At 72.5% G+C, this 17,864-nt stretch carries 14 protein-coding genes; 11 read left to right on the forward strand and 3 right to left on the reverse strand.

Annotated elements, in window-relative coordinates; all coding sequences use genetic code 11:
* Window positions 1-30 precede the first annotated feature (30 nt).
* From AS594_RS08400 to AS594_RS08415, 4 genes are all read left to right on the forward strand, one after another.
* Window positions 31-816 (forward strand): DUF4142 domain-containing protein, encoded by a 786-nt coding sequence (locus AS594_RS08400; protein ID WP_176733165.1) that lies wholly within the window; start codon window positions 31-33, stop codon window positions 814-816.
* 90 nt (window positions 817-906) lie between these two features.
* A complete protein-coding gene (locus tag AS594_RS08405) occupies window positions 907-2,238 on the forward strand; it encodes an MbnB/TglH/ChrH family RiPP precursor modification enzyme (RefSeq protein ID WP_069933208.1) in 1,332 nt (443 codons plus the stop codon).
* Window positions 2,239-2,251: 13 nt separating this feature from the next.
* Window positions 2,252-3,283: a TIGR04222 domain-containing membrane protein gene (locus AS594_RS08410; RefSeq protein WP_069930360.1), complete on the forward strand. Its 1,032-nt coding sequence runs from the start codon at window positions 2,252-2,254 to the stop codon at window positions 3,281-3,283.
* Between the two features lie 197 nt (window positions 3,284-3,480).
* Window positions 3,481-5,085, forward strand: a complete 1,605-nt coding sequence (locus AS594_RS08415; RefSeq protein WP_069926383.1) for an alpha/beta hydrolase — start codon at window positions 3,481-3,483, stop codon at window positions 5,083-5,085.
* A 119-nt stretch (window positions 5,086-5,204) separates the two neighbouring features.
* On the opposite strand, the gene hemQ is transcribed toward AS594_RS08415, so the two are convergent.
* Complete coding sequence (hemQ, locus tag AS594_RS08420) at window positions 5,205-5,936, reverse strand: hydrogen peroxide-dependent heme synthase (protein ID WP_069926384.1); 732 nt, start codon at window positions 5,934-5,936, stop codon at window positions 5,205-5,207.
* 4 nt (window positions 5,937-5,940) lie between these two features.
* The gene (gene hemG, locus AS594_RS08425) at window positions 5,941-7,368 is read right to left on the reverse strand and encodes a protoporphyrinogen oxidase (protein WP_069926385.1); all 1,428 of its coding nucleotides are present in this window, start codon (window positions 7,366-7,368) and stop codon (window positions 5,941-5,943) included.
* A gap of 128 nt (window positions 7,369-7,496) precedes the next feature.
* On the opposite strand from hemG, the gene AS594_RS08430 reads away from it, so the two are divergent.
* Window positions 7,497-8,534: a DUF4349 domain-containing protein gene (locus AS594_RS08430; protein WP_069926386.1), complete on the forward strand. Its 1,038-nt coding sequence runs from the start codon at window positions 7,497-7,499 to the stop codon at window positions 8,532-8,534.
* A 47-nt stretch (window positions 8,535-8,581) separates the two neighbouring features.
* Complete coding sequence (locus tag AS594_RS08435) at window positions 8,582-9,964, forward strand: FAD-dependent oxidoreductase (RefSeq protein WP_069926387.1); 1,383 nt, start codon at window positions 8,582-8,584, stop codon at window positions 9,962-9,964.
* 61 nt (window positions 9,965-10,025) lie between these two features.
* On the opposite strand, the gene hemE is transcribed toward AS594_RS08435, so the two are convergent.
* Complete coding sequence (hemE, locus tag AS594_RS08440; protein WP_069926388.1) at window positions 10,026-11,096, reverse strand: uroporphyrinogen decarboxylase; 1,071 nt, start codon at window positions 11,094-11,096, stop codon at window positions 10,026-10,028.
* Window positions 11,097-11,186: 90 nt separating this feature from the next.
* Between hemE and AS594_RS08445 the strand changes: the two genes are divergently transcribed.
* The 5 genes from AS594_RS08445 to AS594_RS08465 all read left to right on the forward strand — a co-directional run bounded on the left by AS594_RS08445 (window position 11,187) and on the right by AS594_RS08465 (window position 17,816).
* Window positions 11,187-11,864, forward strand: a complete 678-nt coding sequence (locus tag AS594_RS08445) for a DUF3000 domain-containing protein (RefSeq protein ID WP_069926389.1) — start codon at window positions 11,187-11,189, stop codon at window positions 11,862-11,864.
* A gap of 245 nt (window positions 11,865-12,109) precedes the next feature.
* Complete coding sequence (locus tag AS594_RS08450; protein WP_028813689.1) at window positions 12,110-12,772, forward strand: helix-turn-helix transcriptional regulator; 663 nt, start codon at window positions 12,110-12,112, stop codon at window positions 12,770-12,772.
* Between the two features lie 201 nt (window positions 12,773-12,973).
* Complete coding sequence (locus tag AS594_RS08455; RefSeq protein ID WP_069935056.1) at window positions 12,974-14,257, forward strand: ribonuclease D; 1,284 nt, start codon at window positions 12,974-12,976, stop codon at window positions 14,255-14,257.
* A 206-nt stretch (window positions 14,258-14,463) separates the two neighbouring features.
* Window positions 14,464-15,690, forward strand: a complete 1,227-nt coding sequence (locus AS594_RS08460; protein ID WP_069926391.1) for a thiolase family protein — start codon at window positions 14,464-14,466, stop codon at window positions 15,688-15,690.
* Entirely contained in the window at window positions 15,687-17,816 is a 2,130-nt protein-coding gene (locus tag AS594_RS08465; RefSeq protein ID WP_069926392.1) for a 3-hydroxyacyl-CoA dehydrogenase NAD-binding domain-containing protein, read from the forward strand. The genes AS594_RS08460 and AS594_RS08465 overlap by 4 nt, the downstream gene beginning before the upstream one ends.
* Window positions 17,817-17,864: the final 48 nt, after the last annotated feature.

The raw sequence follows: 17,864 nt of genomic DNA on the forward strand, positions 1-17,864 counted from the left end.
GTGTACCGCATCGGCTCAGGAGACACTTTGTTGCGACGCATCAACGGAACAGCACTCATCATCGCGGCACTTGTCGCCACCATCGGCGCGCTCGCCTTCCCCGTGTGGTCCTACGCGGACCGGTCGGGCACCGGCCAGGCCAACCTCAACGCGTCCACGGTCGCCACGCAGTGGGGCCCGTTGTCCGCCACCGACCGGGATTTCCTGGTGAAGGTGCGGCTGGCGGGCCTGTGGGAGCTGCCCGCCGGACAGCAGGCGATCGAACGCGCGCCCAGTGAGGCGATCAAGGAGGCCGGCGACCACCTGATCGTCGGCCACGCCGATCTCGACAAGCGGGCCCGCAAGGTGGCCGCCCAGCTCAACGTGCCGCTCCCGAACCAGCCCAACGAGCAGCAGCAGGGCTGGCTCAGGGAGCTGTCGGCGGCGAGCGGTCCGGAGTACGAGCGCAAGTTCGCCAACCTGCTGCGCAACGCGCACGGCAAGGTCTTCGCCCTCGTGGCCCAGGTGCGGCACACGACCCGCAACGCGCTGATACGTCAGCTCGCCAGCGACGCGAACCAGACCGTCCTCGACCACATCACCATGCTGGAGGCCACGGGCCTCGTCGACTTCGACGCCCTGGCGAACGAGGCGGCGGGCAACGCGACGGCGAGCCCCTCGGGTCCGCCGGCGCCCGACAACTCGATCACGGTCCCCTCACCGCCGGCCGCCGTACCGACCGGCAACCCGCCCGTCACCTCACGGCCTTCCGCGCAGCCGGAGGGCGAGATCGGCAGCCCCGCGGTGAACACGAACCGCCCGGAACCGGCGCCGTAACCTCAAATCAACCTCTGAAGGTCCCCTCCTCCGGGTTCGGCGCGCCACGCCGGGGCCATTACCCCTGCACGAAGCGGAGGAGGGGGACCCATGGAGCGTCTTGGGCGTCTGGGTACGGGTATCGGCTGGCGGCCGGAGACAGCGGACGCGGTGGAGCGGTTGCCGGATGTCGACTGGGTGGAGGCGGTGGCGGAGAACCTCTGCCCCGGCCACCTCCCCGACTCCCTCCTGAGGCTGCGCGCCCGCGGTACGAAGGTGATCCCGCACGGCGTCTCCCTGGGGCTGGGCGGCGCGGACCGCCCGGACGCGGACCGGCTGGCGGACCTGGCGGCGCGGGTGGAAGCCCTGGACGCGCCCCTGGTCACGGAGCACATCGCGTTCGTACGGGCGGGCGGCCCCCTCACGGCGAGCCCGCGTCTGGAGGCCGGTCATCTGCTGCCGGTGCCGCGCACCTGGGACGCGCTGGACGTGCTGTGCGAGAACGTGCGCATCGCGCAGGACGCGCTGCCGGTGCCGCTGGCGCTGGAGAACATCGCGGCGCTGATCAACTGGCCCGGCGAGGACATGACGGAGGGCCAGTTCCTGGCGGAGCTGGTGGACCGTACCGGCGTACGCCTCCTGATCGACGTGGCCAACCTGCACACCAACCACGTGAACCGGGGCGAGGACCCGTCGGCCGCGCTCGACGAGCTGCCGGTGGAGGCGATCGCGTACGTCCATGTGGCGGGCGGGATCGAGAAGGACGGGGTGTGGCACGACACGCACGCCCACCCGGTGACCCGGCCGGTCCTCGACATCCTGGCGGACCTCCGCTCCCGCACGGACCCCCCGGGTGTCCTCCTGGAGCGCGACGACAACTTCCCGCCGGCGCAGGAGCTGGCCCGCGAGCTGGCCGAGATCCGCACGGCCCTCGCACCTCCTGCCACCGCCGCCCCGCCGCGGACGGCGGCGGCTCGCCCCGCCCGGCGGCCGGCACCCGGCCCGCGGCCCGCGGCAGGGGCCGGGGAGGGGAACAGCGCGCGCACCCGGGTCGCGGTCGCGCAGACGGCGCTGCTCTCCGCGCTCGTCGCCGGGACGCCCGCGCCCGCGGGCTTCGACTCCGCGCGCCTGGGCGTCCAGAGCCGGGCGCTCGCCGGGAAGCGGGCCGATGTCGTGTCGAAGATCGCGCCCGAGCTCCCGGAGATCCTCGGTTCCGGCTACCGGGCCGCCTTCCTCACGTACGCCAGGTCCCGCCCCATGTCTGCGGGTTACCGGCGCGACGCGCTCGACTTCGCCGAGCACCTGCTGGCCGACGGCAGGCCCGGGGACGAGGCCGCCCGCAGGCGGCTGACCCACTGGTGGCAGGACCGGGTGGCACCGCACCCGCCCCGCCGTACGACCCGATTCGTCCGTGCGGCGCGCGCCGCACTCGTCCGGAAGTGACGCGCCCGTGATCATGACCGTCCTCACCCTGCTGATCGTGTCCGCCGTGGTCGCGGCCTGCGTCGTACTGACCCGAAGCGTCTCCGCGCTCCACGACGGCCGGGGCGGCGGCCCCGCCCCGGCCCACGACCTCATGGAGGTCGCGTTCCTCAACGGCGGCCCCGCCCGCGTCGTGGACACCGCCCTCACCACGATGTACGCCGACGGCCGCCTCGCGATCGGCGGCCCCGGCATCGTCTCGGCGCGGAGCACCGTCGCACACGACCCGGTGGAGCGGGCCGTGCTCGCCGAACTCGCCGCCGCGCCCAACGGCGCACTGCACACCCTGCGGCACGCCGTGATGCTCAGCGCCCCGGTGCAGGAGATCGGTGACGGCCTGGCGTTCCGCGGCCTCATGGTCCCGCCGGGAGCCGGGCGCGGCCGGCGCAACGGCAGCATCGCCTTGCTGGTGGCCTGCTTCGCCGGGCTGCCCGCCACCCTCGTGGCGTCGGTCGTGTCGGCCGCCACCGGCCACTTCACCGTCCTGTTCCCCGTCCTGGTGCTGCCCGCCCTGATCGCCGGAATCATCTGCGGCTCCGTCAACGCGGGCCGGGCCGGTGCCCGGGTCACCCCGGCAGGCCGGGCGGCGGCCGGGAGGTTCGCCCTCGCGCACCCCGACGACGGCCGCCCCGGCCGTCTCGTGGCGGTGCACGGGCTGCGGGCGCTGCCCGACCCCGTGCTCCAGGACCAGTTGCGCACGGCGGCGCGGCTGACACCCCGCGTCTCCCGGACCGCAACCCGTGTCCCCGCGCCGGACAGCACCGGCTCGTACGCGGCCGCCGCCATGGTCTGGTGCGCCGGATCGGCCCCCGGCCATTCGGGCTGCGGCAGCGACTCGGGCTCCGGATCGGGCGGCTCCGGCTGTTCCGGCGGCGGGTCGGGCTGCGGCAGCGGCGGGTCCGGCTGCGGGTCGAGCTCCGGTTCCAGTTGCAGCTCGGGCTCCAGCTCCAGTTGCAGCTCGGGCTCCAGCTCCAGCTCGGGCTCCAGCTGCGGCAGCAGCTCCTGACCGACCCCGCGCCCCCACCGGCCGGTCCGCCGGCGGGGGCCCGGCTCGCGGCGTACGCACGGTCGAAGGTCCGTACCCGCGTGCCGCCCGCGCGACTCGTCGGGGTCATAGACACCGACACCGCCCACCGGTGCTTTACATCGCCAACTGCCCAGCCAAGTATCCCCTTTGTCCTGAACCTGTACGAAGGGAACGCGATGAGAGCACTGGCGATGTACGGGACCCTGGCGTCCGTCGGCTCCCTGGTCCTGACCGCCCTCGTCGCCGCCCCCGCCGGCAGCGCCGAATCCACCGCCTCCCCGGAGATCCGCGGCACGGCGGCGGCCGCCCACCGCGCGGCCGCCGCCGGTATCACGTTCGGCGCCTGCCCCAAGTCCGAGGGGCTGCCCGGACACGTCAGGTGCGGCAGCGTCAAGGTCCCCCTCGACTACGCCGAACCCGGCGGCCGTCAGATCTCACTGACCGTCAGCCGCGCCCGGGCGACCGGGAAGCCGGCGGCCCGCCAGGGCGCGCTCGTCTACAACCCGGGCGGCCCCGGCGCCTCCAGCATGTTCTTCCCGATGGCGGGCGTGCTGCCCGAGTGGAAACGGCTGGCAGCGGCGTACGACCTCGTCGGCTACGCCCCGCGCGGCGTCGGCCGCTCGGCCCCGCTGTCCTGCCAGAAGCCCTCGGAGCTCGCCCAGGCGCCCAGCGAGGCCCCGACGTACCCCTCCCACGCGTACAAGAAGGAACGCAAGGCGCGGGCCAGGGCGTACGCCGACGGCTGTGCCCGCACGGCGGGCGACGCGCTGCGCCACTACACCTCGCTCAACAACGCCCGTGACCTCGACGTGCTGCGCGCGGCGCTCGGCGAGAAGAAGCTGACCTTCATGGGCGCGTCGTACGGCACCTACTTCGGCGCGCTGTACGCGACGCTCTTCCCGTCCCACGTGCGCCGCATGGTCTTCGACTCGGCGGTCAATCCCGCCCCGGGGCAGATCTGGTACCGCAACAACCTCGACCAGTCGCTCGCCTTCGAGAGGCGCTGGCTGGACTTCCGTACCTGGGTCGCCAAGCACGACAGGACGTACCACCTGGGCACCACGCCCGAAGCGGTCCTCGCCGCGTACGAGAAGGTGCGCGCCGGGCTCTCGCGCAAGCCGGCGGGCGGCAGGGTGGGCACCGCCCAGCTCCAGTCGGCGCTGCTGAGCGCCGGTTACTACGACGACTACTGGGCGATGCGCGCCACGGCGCTGTCGGAGTACCTGAAGGGCAACCCGAAGCCCCTGATCGAGCAGGCGTCGCCGAGGGCCGAGTCGGCGCGCGACGACGAGAACAGCAAGGCCGTCTACACCGCTGTCGAGTGCAACGACGCGCCGTGGCCGACCGAGTGGTGGGTGTGGGACCGGGACAACAGCCTGCTCGCGGCGCGCGCGCCCTTCGAGACGTGGGACAACGCGTGGATGAACCTGCCGTGCGCGTACTGGAGCGTTCCGCGCCAGGAGCCTCTGGACGTCGGTACGCGGCCGGGTGAGCTGCCCCCGACGCTGATCCTGGCCGCCGAGCGGGACGCGGCGACGCCGTACCCGGGGGCGCTGGAACTTCAGCGGCGGCTGGCCGGTTCCGTGCTGGTCACCGAGCGGGACGCCGGCACGCACGGGATCGGCGGCGGGGCGAACAAGTGCGTCAACGGCCATCTGGAGACGTATCTCCTGACCGGTCGGACACCGGTGCGGCGCGCGGACTGCGCGCCGCACCGGGAGCCGAACCCGGTGTCGCTGGACAAGCGGGCCGTGGCCAAGGAGCCGGCGCCCACTGTCTGATCTTCCGGGTAGGGGGTGGGGGGCCGCCGCTCGGGCGAGCCCGCCACCAGGTCTGTGAACGGCCCTGCGGACGGCCGGTGCCTGTCCGGGGACAACCCCCGGGGCACCGGCCGAAGGCGTCAGGCCAGGCCGGCGACCAGGTCCGCGACCGACTTGCGGCGGCCGGTGTAGAACGGCACCTCTTCACGCACGTGCATGCGGGCCTCGGAGGCGCGCAGGTGACGCATGAGGTCGACGATGCGGTAGAGCTCGTCGGCCTCGAACGCGAGCAGCCACTCGTAGTCGCCGAGCGAGAACGAGGCGACCGTGTTGGCGCGCACGTCCGGGTAGCCGCGCGCCATCTTGCCGTGGTCGGCGAGCATGCGGCGACGGTCCTCGTCGGGCAGCAGGTACCAGTCGTACGAGCGCACGAAGGGGTAGACGGAGACGTAGTTGCGCGGCGTCTCGTCGGCCAGGAAGGCCGGGATGTGCGACTTGTTGAACTCGGCGGGACGGTGCAGCGCCATGTTCGACCAGACCGGCTCCAGCGCGCGGCCCAGCTTGGTGCGGCGGAAGAGGTTGTACGCCTCCTGGAGCTGGTCCGCGGTCTCTGCGTGCCACCAGATCATGACGTCCGCGTCGGCGCGCAGCCCCGACACGTCGTAGGTGCCGCGCACGGTGACGTCCTTGGCGGCGAGCTGGTCGAACAGCTCCTGGACCTCGTCGGCGTACCCGGCGCGGTCCTCCGGCAGCACGTCCCGCAGCTTGAAGACGGACCACAGGGTGTAGCGGATGACGTCGTTGAGGTCCTTCGCCTTCTTGCCGGCGTTGGGGCCTCGGGGGGATGTCACAGTCTCCGGAGCATCAGTCATGTCCCTATTCTCCCGCCTCGTGATCCGTGCCTCGCGCCGGGTCCGGGGTGAGCATGATCTCGTCGGCGGCGCGCTGTCCGCTCGCGACGCAGGCGGGGATGCCGACACCGTCGTACGCCGCTCCGCAGACCCGCAGGCCGGGCAGCTTGGCGACCTCGTCACGGACCCGCGCGACCCGGGCGGGGTGGCCGACGGGGTACTGCGGCAGGCCGCCGATCCAGCGGGTGACCTCGGTGGCGACGGGGCGGGCGGCGAGGCCGGTGGCCGCGCCCAGGTCCCGCAGGGACACCTCGACCAGCTCGTCGTCCTCGCGGTGCAGGTGGTCCTCCTCGCCGTAGCGCCCGATGGAGGTGCGCAGGAGGAACAGGTCGGGGGCGGCGGCGTCCACCCATCCCCATTTACGGGTGGAGAACGTCGACGCCTTGATCGTGCGCCCGTCCACCGGCGGCACCAGGAACCCCGATCCCTCCGGCAGCGCCGCCACGTCCCGGCGGCGGAACGCCATGGTCACCAGCGCCATCGACGCGTACTCGACGGCGGACAGCTCGGCGGCCGCGGCCGGTGACTCGGCGGACAGGAGCGCGGAGGCCGCCCAGGCGGGGGCCGCGAGGACGACGGAGTCCGCCTCGATCACCCGCTCGTCGGTACGCACCTGCCAGCCTGCCGCGCCGCGCGTCAGCCCGATCACCGGGGTGCGGAGCAGGACCTCGCCGCCCCCGGCGCGCACAGCGTCCGCGACGGCGTCGGGGAGCGTGCCGATGCCGCCCTCGATGCCCATGAAGACGGGCCCGGCCGGCTGCTTCGCGGCGGCCCCGCGCTGGATCTCCCGCACACCGTCGAGGAGCGAGTCGTGCGTACGTGCCGCCTCGAAGAGCTGCGGTACGGCGGCGCGCATGGACGTCCGGTACACATCACCGGCGTACACACCGCCGAGCAGCGGTTCCACCAGCCGGTCGACGACCTCCCGGCCGAGGCGGGCCGCGACGTACTCGCCGAGCGCGACGTCGTCGCCCACCTCGGTGCGCGGGAGTTCGCGCTCGCGCCGCATCCGTGCGAGGCCCTCGGCGGAGAGGATGCCGCCGAGCACCTCCGGGTCGCCGGGCACGCCCATCACGTGCCCCTTGGGCATCGGGGTCAGCGCGCCCCGGTTCCACAGCGAGGCGGTGGCGGTGGCGGGCGGCTGGAGGCGGTCCCCGAGCCCCACCGCGCGCGCCAGGGCGACCGCCTCGGGCCGCCGGGCCAGCATCGACTCGGCGCCCAGGTCGACGGGCACGCCCGCGATCTCGCCGGCGAGGAGCTTGCCGCCGAGCTGGTCCGTCGCCTCCAGCAGCGTGACGAGCGCACCGGCGCCGACCAGCCGGTGGGCGGCGGCGAGACCGGAGATGCCGCCGCCGATGACGACGACACGGCCCGTACGAGATTCCACGTTCATGGGTCCACTCTCTCAAACCCTGATCGAGTCCTGACCGTGACCGCTTCGGGACCGGAATCCGGCAACCCCCTCCCCCGCCTCGTACGTCGAACCGGCAACACTCACCACGACGTTCGGGGGGAACCGACATGCGTGCATCACGTACGTCAGGGCACCGGTCCACCAAGGTCCTGGCGGCCGCTCTGCTCACCGCCTCACTCGCGGTCGGCGGCTGCGGGGCCGGTGACGACAGCGGGGCCGGTGACAGCCACAAGGGGGTCGCGGCCGATTCCAAGGGCGGCGGCCAGGAACAGCGGGCGCCGGGCACCGGTTCGGACACCGCTTCCGGGGCCGGGGCGCAGCGGCCGGCCGGTCCGGCCGGGGCGAAGAAGCCGCCGCTCGCCAAGAGCCACGTCATCCGTACCGCGACGCTCTCCGTCGAGGTCGAGAGCGCGACGAAGGCGCTCGCCACGGCCCATACGGCGGCCGAGAACGCCGGCGGCATCGTCGGCAACGAGACCACCGAGCGGATCGACGACAGCCACGTCTACGCCCGCATCGTGCTGCGCGTCCCGCAGGAGGAGTACGACGGCGTACTGAAGGAACTCTCCGGCACCGGGAAGCTGCTCAGCCGCAAGGCGAACGCCAAGGACGTCACCGAGCAGGTCGTGGACGTCGAGAGCCGCGTCAAGTCGCAGCGCACCAGTGTCGCGCGGGTGCGGGACATGATGGACCGGGCCACGAAGATCAGCGATGTGGTCATGCTGGAGGGCGAGCTGAACACGCGTCAGACGGAGCTGGAGGCGCTGCTCGCCCAGCAGGCGTCGCTGAAGGACCGTACGAGCCTGGCGACCATCACCCTCGAACTCTCCGAGCCCGAGGCGGCGCAGCGGGCCGAGGACGAGGACCCCGGCTTCCTGGACGCGCTCGCGGGCGGCTGGGACGCGTTCGTCACGACGCTGAAGTGGGTGGCGATGGTGCTCGGCGCGGTGGCCCCGTTCGCCGCCGCGCTGGCCCTGCTGTACGTCCTGTGGCGGCTGCTGCGCGGCCGCCTGCCGCAGCGGCGTACGGCCGCGCCCGCACCCGCGCCCGCTACCGGCATGGGCGCCATGGCCGCCCCGTTCCCGTCGGCCGGGCCGGCGACCGGGGCCGGGGAGCCCGCGGAGAAGCCTCGTCCGCGGGAGTAGCCCTTAGCGTGTCCCTGCGGGAGTACGGATCTACCGAGGGGACTCGCATGGCAGCGGCGGAACGACTGGTGGTCATCGGCGGCGACGCGGCGGGCATGTCCGCCGCGTCGCAGGCCCGCAGGCTCAAGGGGCCGGACGAGCTGGAGATCGTCGCCTTCGAGCGCGGCCACTTCACGTCGTACTCGGCCTGCGGCATCCCGTACTGGGTCGGCGGAGCGGTTCAGGACCGGGACGACCTGATCGCGCGTACGCCCGAGGAGCACCGCGCACGCAACATCAGCCTGCGCGTCCGCACCGAGGTGACCGCGATCGACGTGGCGGGCGGCCGGGTCCGGTCCCGGGACCTGGAATCGGGCGCCGAGTCGTGGACCGGCTTCGACAAGCTGGTCGTGGCGACCGGCGCACGTCCCGTGCGACCGGCGCTGCCCGGCATCGACGCGCCGGGCGTGCACGGCGTGCAGACCCTGGACGACGGCCAGGCCCTGATCGACACGCTGGAGCGGACGAAGGGGCGGCACGCAGTCGTCGTCGGGGCGGGCTACATCGGTGTGGAGATGGCGGAGGCGCTGGTCGGCCGCGGCTACGAGGTGACCGTGCTGAACCGGGGCGAGCAGCCGATGTCCACGCTGGACCCCGACATGGGGCGGCTCGTCCACGACGCGATGAACGGCATGGGCATCACCACCGTCTCCGGCGCCGAGGTCACCAAGATCCTCACCGGTGACGACGGCCGCGTCCGGGCGGTCGCCACGGACGGGGAGACGTATCCGGCGGACGTGGTCGTGCTGGGCATCGGCGTCGAGCCGGAGACGGCACTCGCGCGGGAGGCGGGGCTGCCGGTCGGGTCGTCCGGGGGACTGGTCACGGACCTGTCGATGCGCGTGGCCGGCCACGAGAACATCTGGGCGGGGGGCGACTGTGTGGAGGTGCTCGACCTCGTCTCGGGCCGCCGCCGCCACATCGCGCTCGGCACGCACGCGAACAAGCACGGCCAGGTGATCGGGTCGAACGTGGGCGGCGGTTACGCGACGTTCCCCGGTGTCGTCGGTACGGCGGTCAGCAAGGTGTGCGATCTGGAGATCGCGCGCACGGGTCTGAGGGAGAAGGACGCGCGGGCGGAGGGCCTGCGGTTCGTGACGGCGACGATCGAGTCGACCAGCCGCGCGGGGTACTACCCCGGGGCGTCGCCGATGACCGTGAAGATGACGGCCGAGCGGCGGACGGGGCGGCTGCTCGGCGTGCAGATCGTCGGGCGCGAGGGGGCGGGGAAGCGGGTCGACATCGCGGCGGTCGCGCTCACCGCCCGTATGACGGTGGAGCAGATGACGGCGCTGGATCTCGGGTACGCCCCGCCGTTCTCCCCGGTGTGGGACCCCGTCCTGGTCGCGGCCCGCAAGGCGGTGACGGCGGTACGGAAGGGGGGCGCGTAGGGGGGCGCGTAGGGGGCGGTCGCCCGCGGCGGGCTTTTGCGGCCCGCCGCGGCGCCAGCGGCTAGCGTGCCGTGCGGGTGTGCACGTACTCCGTGAGGCGGGTCAGCGCGTCGGGGTCGGTCGTCGGCAGGACACCGTGGCCCAGGTTGAAGATGTGCCCCTCCAGGCCCGCCGCCGCGTCCAGCACCTCGTCGGTCTTCGCCATGACCGCGTCCGGCGTCGAGAAGAGCACGGCGGGGTCGAGGTTGCCCTGGAGCGCCTTGCCGGGGCCGACGCGCCGCGCCGCCTCGTCCATCGGCACCCGCCAGTCCACGCCGACGACGTCGGCGCCGGCCTCGCCCATCAGCCCGAGCAGCTCGCCCGTGCCGACACCGAAGTGGATGCGCGGTACGCCGTACGACGCCACCGCGTCGAAGACCTTCGCGGAGGCGGGCATCACCGAGCGCGTGTAGTCGGCGGGGGCGATCGCGCCGACCCAGGAGTCGAAGAGCTGCACGGCGGACGCGCCGGCCTCGATCTGGACCTTCAGAAACGCCCCGGTGATCTCCGCGAGCCGGTCCAGCAGATCGGCCCACAGCCGCGGGTCGCCGTACATCAGGGCCTTGGTGTGCTCGTGGTTGCGCGAGGGGCCGCCCTCCACGAGGTAACTCGCGAGAGTGAAAGGCGCGCCCGCGAATCCGATGAGCGGAGTGGACCCGAGCTCACGCGTGAGCATCCCGATCGCCTCGGTGACGTAGGTGACGTCCTCCGGCGTGAGGTCGCGCAGGCGCGCGAGATCGGCGCGGGTGCGGATCGGCTCGGCGATCACCGGACCGACGCCGGGCTTGATGTCGAGGTCGATGCCGATCGCCTTCAGCGGCACCACGATGTCGCTGAAGAAGATCGCCGCGTCGACGCCGTGACGTCGTACGGGCTGGAGCGTGATCTCGGTGACCAGCTCGGGCCGCATGCAGGAGTCGAGCATCGGGATGCCCTCGCGCACCTTCAGGTACTCCGGCAGCGAGCGCCCCGCCTGCCGCATGAACCAGACCGGCGTGTGCGGCACCGGCTCGCGCCTGCACGCCTTGAGGAAGGCCGAATCGTACGTCTGGCTCTGCGGGCTGCCCACGGGGCGGCGGTCATTGGCACTCACGCCCAAATCTTCGCACGCGGGCCGAAGCGGTTGTCGCGGGGCGGGTGTCCTTCCCTGCGCGAGGCGCACGTTCCGCCTACGCTTCCCCGCATGGCTCCGGCGCAGGGACGACTTTCGGATGATGCTGACGACAGGAGCGGAGCGGAGGACAACTCCGCCCCGCCCGCGTTCCGTCAGGCGGTCGAAGCCCTGTGCTCGGCGCGCCTGCGCCCCGAGGTGGAGGTGGACCCGACCCGCCCGCCGCAGAGACTGGCTCCGTACGCGTACGCGCTGGAGGCGGCGGTCGTGCACGGGGACGAGGACCTGGCGGACGGCCGGCTGGTGCTGCTGCACGACCCCGCCGGGCACGAGGCCTGGCACGGAACGTTCCGGCTGGTGACGCTCGTACGGGCGGAACTGGAGCCGGAGATGGCGGCCGATCCGCTCCTTCCCGAGGTGAGCTGGTCCTGGCTGACCGGAGCGCTGGAGGCGCGCGGGCTGTCGTACGCGGAGGCGAGCGGCACCGTGACGCGGGCCGGCTCGTACTACTTCGGCGGGCTGGCCGAGCGCAGGCCCGCCACCCAGATCGAGATCAGGGCGTCCTGGACGCCCCGCGAGGGGCACGGCGGGGTGCCGGACACGGCGTCGCACCTGGCGGCCTGGTGCGATCTGCTGGCGCAGGTCGCCGGGCTGCCGCCGGTCTCCGGGCACGGGCCGGGCTGCGCGGACACGGGCGCGGGCGCCGGTGTGGTGTCGCTGCCGCAGCGGCGGGGACCGCAGGCGCCGTAACTGACGGCTCGGGGGGGCGCGCCCGTGTGGCGCGCCCCCTTTCGTGTCCCCGGCCCCTCCGGCTGCCGCGAATTTCTTCACATGATCGATCACGCGTCCGAATTGCCCGAATTGTTACTCACCAAATCGTGATCTTTCCCTAAAGGCGAGCGCCACTGCTGCCGAAGAGGTTGATGACCCTTCAGCACGGTTCCCCCCGGCTTCACCCCGAGCCGGCGAGTCCCGCCACTCCCCCAGGAGGCCTGGTGTCCGTTCTCCTCGAGCAGCCCGCAAGCCTGGTCGCCTACCGCCCTAACAAGCCGACGGCCATGGTCGTCGTGGCCGACCCACGCGTCCGCTCCACCGTTACCCGCCACCTGTGGGCCCTTGGAGTACGTGACGTCATCGAGGCGTCGTCCATCGCGGAGGCACGCCCCCGCGTCGGCAGTCCGCGCGACATCTGCGTTGCCGACGTCCACCTGCCCGACGGTTCCGGGCTGACCCTGCTGTCCGAAACCCGCGCCGCGGGCTGGCCCAACGGGCTCGCTCTCTCCGCCGCCGACGACATCGGCGCCGTACGCAACGCCCTCGCGGGCGGCGTCAAGGGCTACGTCGTCACCGGTACGCGCAACAACATCGGGCACCCCACCCGCCCCGGCGCCGCCCCCATCGGCGCCGCGGCCGCACGAATGCACCGCCGCCCCCCGGGCGCTCCGAGCCACCCGGGCGGTTACCGAGAGCTCTCCGGCCGCGAGGTCGAGGTGCTCAGACTGGTCGCGGAAGGCCAGTCGAACAAGGCGATCGGCGTCTCGATGGGCCTCTCCGCCCTGACGGTCAAGAGCCACCTCGCGCGCATCGCGCGCAAGCTCGGCACGGGTGACCGTGCCGGAATGGTGGCGGTCGCACTGCGGACCGGAATCATCCACTGACCGGTCCGCAACCCTCGTGCGCCCGCCGACGGAACGTTCCGTCGGCGGGCGCCATCCATGTACGGGGCTGTCGCGGGCCGTCACGGCGCCCGGAAAGGGCATATTCGGGCGGCATCGCGCCGCGACTGGTTTTCGCAGGTCACCCGCACCTTCGAGGCCGAGTGCAGGTCAGGCGTTCGCTCGTGCAGATACCCTTTACACGTGACCGACGCCCAAGAGACCGCAGCAGAGCCAGACCTGCGAAACCCCGGGGGCGCCCCCCTGGACGATGACGTCGAGACGGCGCCGATTCCCTTGCTGGAGCCTCGTGAGGGCATTCCGCCGGTGGTCGCGACCCGGGAAGCCCTCGACGAGGTCATCGCAGCCTTCGCCCGTGGCACCGGCCCGGTGGCCGTCGACGCCGAGCGGGCGTCCGGATACCGGTACGGACAGCGGGCCTATCTCGTGCAGCTGCGCCGCGAAGGCGCCGGCAGCGCGCTCGTCGATCCGGTCGGCTGTCCCGACCTGTCCGGCCTGGGCGAAGCCCTCGCCGGCAGCGAGTGGATCCTGCACGCCGCCACCCAGGATCTCCCGTGCCTGCGCGAAATAGGCATGGTGCCCACGCGGCTCTTCGACACCGAGCTGGCGGGCCGCCTCGCGGGCTTCCCGCGCGTCGGCCTGGGCGCGATGGTCGAGTCCGTACTCGGATACGCCCTGGAGAAGGGCCACTCCGCGGTCGACTGGTCCACCCGCCCGCTGCCCGAGCCCTGGCTGCGCTATGCCGCACTCGACGTGGAGCTGCTCGTCGACCTGCGGGACGCGCTGGAGAAGGAGCTCGACCGGCAGGGGAAGCTGGAGTGGGCCCGCCAGGAGTTCGACGCCATCGCGTCGGCCCCGCCCGCGCCGCCGCGCAAGGACCCGTGGCGCCGTACGTCGGGCATGCACAAGGTGCGCCGCCGCCGGCAGATGGCCATCGTGCGGGAGCTGTGGAACGCGCGGGACCGCATCGCCCAGCGCCGTGACGTGTCGCCCGGCAAGGTACTGAGCGACACGGCGATCGTCGAGGCGGCGCTGGCCGTGCCGCTGAACGTACAGGCGCTGTCCGTACTGCCCGGGTTCGGCCACCGCATGGGGCGCCGGCAGCTGGAGCAGTGGCAGCAGACGATCGACCGGGCCAAGGCGCTGCCGGACTCGGAGCTTCCGCAGCCCGGAGCGGCCGTGACCGGTCCTCCCCCGCCGCGTTCCTGGGCGGACAAGGACCCGGCCGCGGCGGCCCGCCTGTCGGCCGCCCGCGCGGCGGTCTCCGCCCTCGCGGAGGAGCTGAACATGCCCCAGGAGAACCTGATCACGCCGGACACGGTGCGCCGGGTCTGCTGGGAGCCGCCGAAGGACGCGACGCGCGAGGCGGTGGCGGCTTCGCTGGCGTCGTACGGCGCACGCCAGTGGCAGGTGGAGCAGGTTTCGCCGCTGCTGACCAAGGCGCTGGCGGTCACCGCCGCGACCTGACCGGGGCCGCCGCGCCCCCCGCGAACGCGAGCCCCCGGCCGTCCTCGGCCGGGGGCTTCTTCGTGTGACGTTCGCCGCTCCCGCCGTGGGGGGTGGGCAGCTTGGTTACCCGCAAGTAGCATGGCGGTACGCAGCACGCCCACGCGGCGTGCCACGGACACCCCGAAGTGCAGCAGTGCCACCCCGCACCTGGAGGAGAGCCAATCGTGCCTCGTACCGTCAGGGATGTCGTCTTCGTCGACGGCGTCCGCACCCCGTTCGGCAAGGCGGGCCCGAAGGGCATCTACCACGAGACCCGCGCCGACGATCTCGTCGTGAAGGCCATCCGGGAGCTGCTGCGCCGCAACCCCGGCCTCGACCCCGCGAAGATCGACGAGGTCGCCATCGCCGCGACCACGCAGATCGGTGACCAGGGCCTGACCCTCGGCCGTACGGCCGGCATCCTCGCCGGTCTGCCGCAGTCCGTCCCCGGCTACTCCATCGACCGCATGTGCGCCGGCGCCCTGACGTCCGTGACCGCGCTGGCCGGTTCGATCGCCTTCGGCGCGTACGACGCCGTCATCGCCGGTGGTGTCGAGCACATGGGCCGCCACCCCATGGGTGAGGGCGTCGACCCGAACCCGCGCTTCGTGTCGGAGAAGCTCGTCGACGAGTCCGCCCTGTTCATGGGCATGACCGCCGAGAACCTGCACGACCGCTACCCGAGCATCACCAAGCGCCGCGCCGACGAGTACGCCGTGCGCTCGCAGGAGAAGGCCGCCAAGGCGTACGCCGACGGCAAGATCCAGAAGGACCTCGTGCCGGTCTCGGTGCGCCGCACCAACGCGGACGTCGGCGAGACGGGCTGGGGCCTGGTCACGGCCGACGAGCCGATGCGCCCGGGCACCACGCTGGAGTCGCTGGCGAACCTGAAGACGCCGTTCCGCGTCCACGGCAACGTCACCGCCGGCAACGCGGCCGGTCTCAACGACGGCGCCACCGCCTCGATCCTCGCCTCCGAGGAATTCGCCCGCGAGAACGACCTCCCGGTGAAGATGCGCCTCGTCTCCTACGCCTTCGCCGGCGTGGAGCCCGAGGTCATGGGCTACGGCCCGATCCCGGCGACCGAGAAGGCGCTGGCCAAGGCCGGTCTGTCGATCGAGGACATCAACCTCTTCGAGATCAACGAGGCGTTCGCGGTCCAGGTCCTCGCGTTCCTGGAGCACTACGGCATCGCCGACGACGACGCCCGCGTCAACCAGTACGGCGGCGCGATCGCCTACGGCCACCCGCTGGCCTCCTCCGGCGTGCGTCTGATGACTCAGCTGGCCCGCCAGTTCGAGGAGCAGCCGGAGGTCCGCTACGGCCTCACCACGATGTGCGTCGGCTTCGGCATGGGCGCCACCGTGATCTGGGAGAACCCGAACCACAAGGACGCCGGAGGCAGCAAGTGACCACCACCGTTGAGCTTTTGAAGGGGGCGGCCGAGCTGTTCCCCGACGAGGTCGTCACCAGCGCCCACGTACGGCACTTCGAGCTGCCGTCGGGCGCGGGCCGGTTCGCGCTGATCACGCTGGACAACGGCTTCGACCACACCAAGCCGACCACCTTCGGCCCGCAGTCGCTCGCCAACCTGAACACGGCGATCGACCAGGTCGAGAAGGAGGCCGCCGAGGGCTCCATCGTCGGTGTCGGCCTCACCGGCAAGCCGTTCATCTTCGCGGTCGGCGCCGACCTCAAGGGCGTCGAGCTGCTGAAGCGCCACGAGGACGCGCTGGCGATCGGCAAGGGCGGCCACGACGTCTTCCGCCGCCTGTCGGGCCTCGCGGTCCCCACCTTCGCGTACTACAACGGCGCGGCGATGGGCGGCGGCGTCGAGGTCGGCCTGCACTGCACCTACCGCACGGTCTCGGCCGCGCTCCCCGCGTTCTCGCTGCCCGAGGTCTTCCTCGGCCTGGTTCCGGGCTGGGGCGGCTGCGCGCTGCTGCCGAACCTGATCGGCGCCGACCGCGCGGTTTCGGTCATCATCGAGAACTCGCTCAACCAGAACAAGCAGCTCAAGGGCAAGCAGGTCTACGAGCTCGGGATCGCCGACGCGATCTTCGAGGGCGCGGACTTCCTGGAGCAGTCGCTGATCTGGACAGCTTCCGTGCTGCGCGGCGAACTCCAGGTCGTACGGCCGGAGATCGACCGCGGTGCGGCCTGGGACCAGGCCGTCGCGCGCGGCAAGGCGATCGCGGACTCCAAGGTGCACGGCGCGGCCCCGGCGGCGTACCGCGCGCTGGAGATCATCGCGGCGGCGAAGGACGGCGACCTGGGCGCCGGCTTCGACGCCGAGGACACCGCGCTGGCCGACCTGATCATGGGCGGCGAGCTGCGCAGCGGCATCTACGCCTTCAACCTGGTCCAGAAGCGCGCGAAGCGTCCGGCCGGTGCGCCGGACAAGTCGCTGGCGCGTCCGGTCACCAAGGTGGGCGTCGTCGGCGCCGGCCTGATGGCCTCGCAGCTCGCGCTGCTGTTCCTGCGCCGCCTGGAGGTGCCGGTCGTCCTGACCGACATCGACCAGGCGCGCGTCGACAAGGGCGTGGGCTACGTCCACGCCGAGATCGACAAGCTGCTCGGCAAGCGCCGCATCAACCAGGACAAGGCCAACCGTCTCAAGGGCCTGGTCTCCGGTGTGCTGGACAAGGCCGAGGGCTTCTCCGACGCCGACTTCATCATCGAGGCTGTCTTCGAGGAAATGGGCGTCAAGCAGCAGGTGTTCGCGGAGGTCGAGGCGGTCGCCCCGGCGCACGCGATCCTCGCCACCAACACCTCGTCGCTGTCGGTCTCCGAGATGGCGTCGAAGCTGAAGCACCCCGAGCGGGTCGTCGGCTTCCACTTCTTCAACCCGGTCGCGATCCTCCCGCTCCTGGAGATCGTGCGCGGCGAGCAGACCGACGACGCCTCGCTGGCCACGGCCTTCGGTGTCGCGCGCAAGCTCAAGAAGACCGCCGTGCTCTGCAAGGACGCCCCGGCGTTCGTGGTGAACCGCATCCTCACCCGCTTCATGGGCGAGATCCAGAACACCATCGACGAGGGCACCCCGGTCGAGGTCGCCGAGAAGGCTGTCGAGCCGCTCGGTCTGCCGATGTCCCCGCTGGTGCTGCTGGAGCTGGTCGGCCCGGCCATCGGTCTGCACGTCTCGGAGACCCTGAACCGCTCCTTCCCGGAGCGCTTCACGGTGTCGCCGAACCTGGCCGCCGTGGTCAAGGCCGGCAAGCGCGGCTTCTACGTCTACGACTCGGGCAAGCCCGAGCTGGACCCCGAGGTCGCGGCTCTCCTCAAGCAGGGCGACAACGTCCTGACGGAGGAGCAGGTCCGTACCCGCGTCATGGAGGCCGTGACGCAGGAGATCGGCCTCATGCTCCAGGAGGGTGTCGTCGCCGAGGCGCAGGACATCGACCTCTGCCTGATCACGGGCGCCGGCTGGCCCTTCCACCTGGGCGGCATCACGCCGTACCTGGACCGCGAGGGCTACTCGGAGCGCGTGAACGGCAAGAAGTTCCTGCCGCAGGGCGTGGCGAGCGTCCCCGCGTAACCGCTCCCGTACGCGACTGAGCCCGGTGCGCCGAAAGGTGCGCCGGGC

The organism is Streptomyces agglomeratus (genome assembly GCF_001746415.1).
GTDB classification, from domain to species: domain Bacteria; phylum Actinomycetota; class Actinomycetes; order Streptomycetales; family Streptomycetaceae; genus Streptomyces; species Streptomyces agglomeratus.

Bases quoted from the DNA above. Each gene is read 5' to 3' on its own strand.
- AS594_RS08445 (WP_069926389.1), top strand. From the start codon at position 11,187: ATGGCTCCGGCGCAGGGACGACTTTCGGATGATGCTGACGACAGGAGC.
- AS594_RS08430 (WP_069926386.1), top strand. From the start codon at position 7,497: ATGCGTGCATCACGTACGTCAGGGCACCGGTCCACCAAGGTCCTGGCG.
- hemG (WP_069926385.1), bottom strand. From the start codon at position 7,368: ATGAACGTGGAATCTCGTACGGGCCGTGTCGTCGTCATCGGCGGCGGC.
- hemQ (WP_069926384.1), bottom strand. From the start codon at position 5,936: ATGACTGATGCTCCGGAGACTGTGACATCCCCCCGAGGCCCCAACGCC.
- AS594_RS08405 (WP_069933208.1), top strand. From the start codon at position 907: ATGGAGCGTCTTGGGCGTCTGGGTACGGGTATCGGCTGGCGGCCGGAG.
- AS594_RS08415 (WP_069926383.1), top strand. From the start codon at position 3,481: ATGAGAGCACTGGCGATGTACGGGACCCTGGCGTCCGTCGGCTCCCTG.
- AS594_RS08410 (WP_069930360.1), top strand. From the start codon at position 2,252: ATGACCGTCCTCACCCTGCTGATCGTGTCCGCCGTGGTCGCGGCCTGC.
- AS594_RS08435 (WP_069926387.1), top strand. From the start codon at position 8,582: ATGGCAGCGGCGGAACGACTGGTGGTCATCGGCGGCGACGCGGCGGGC.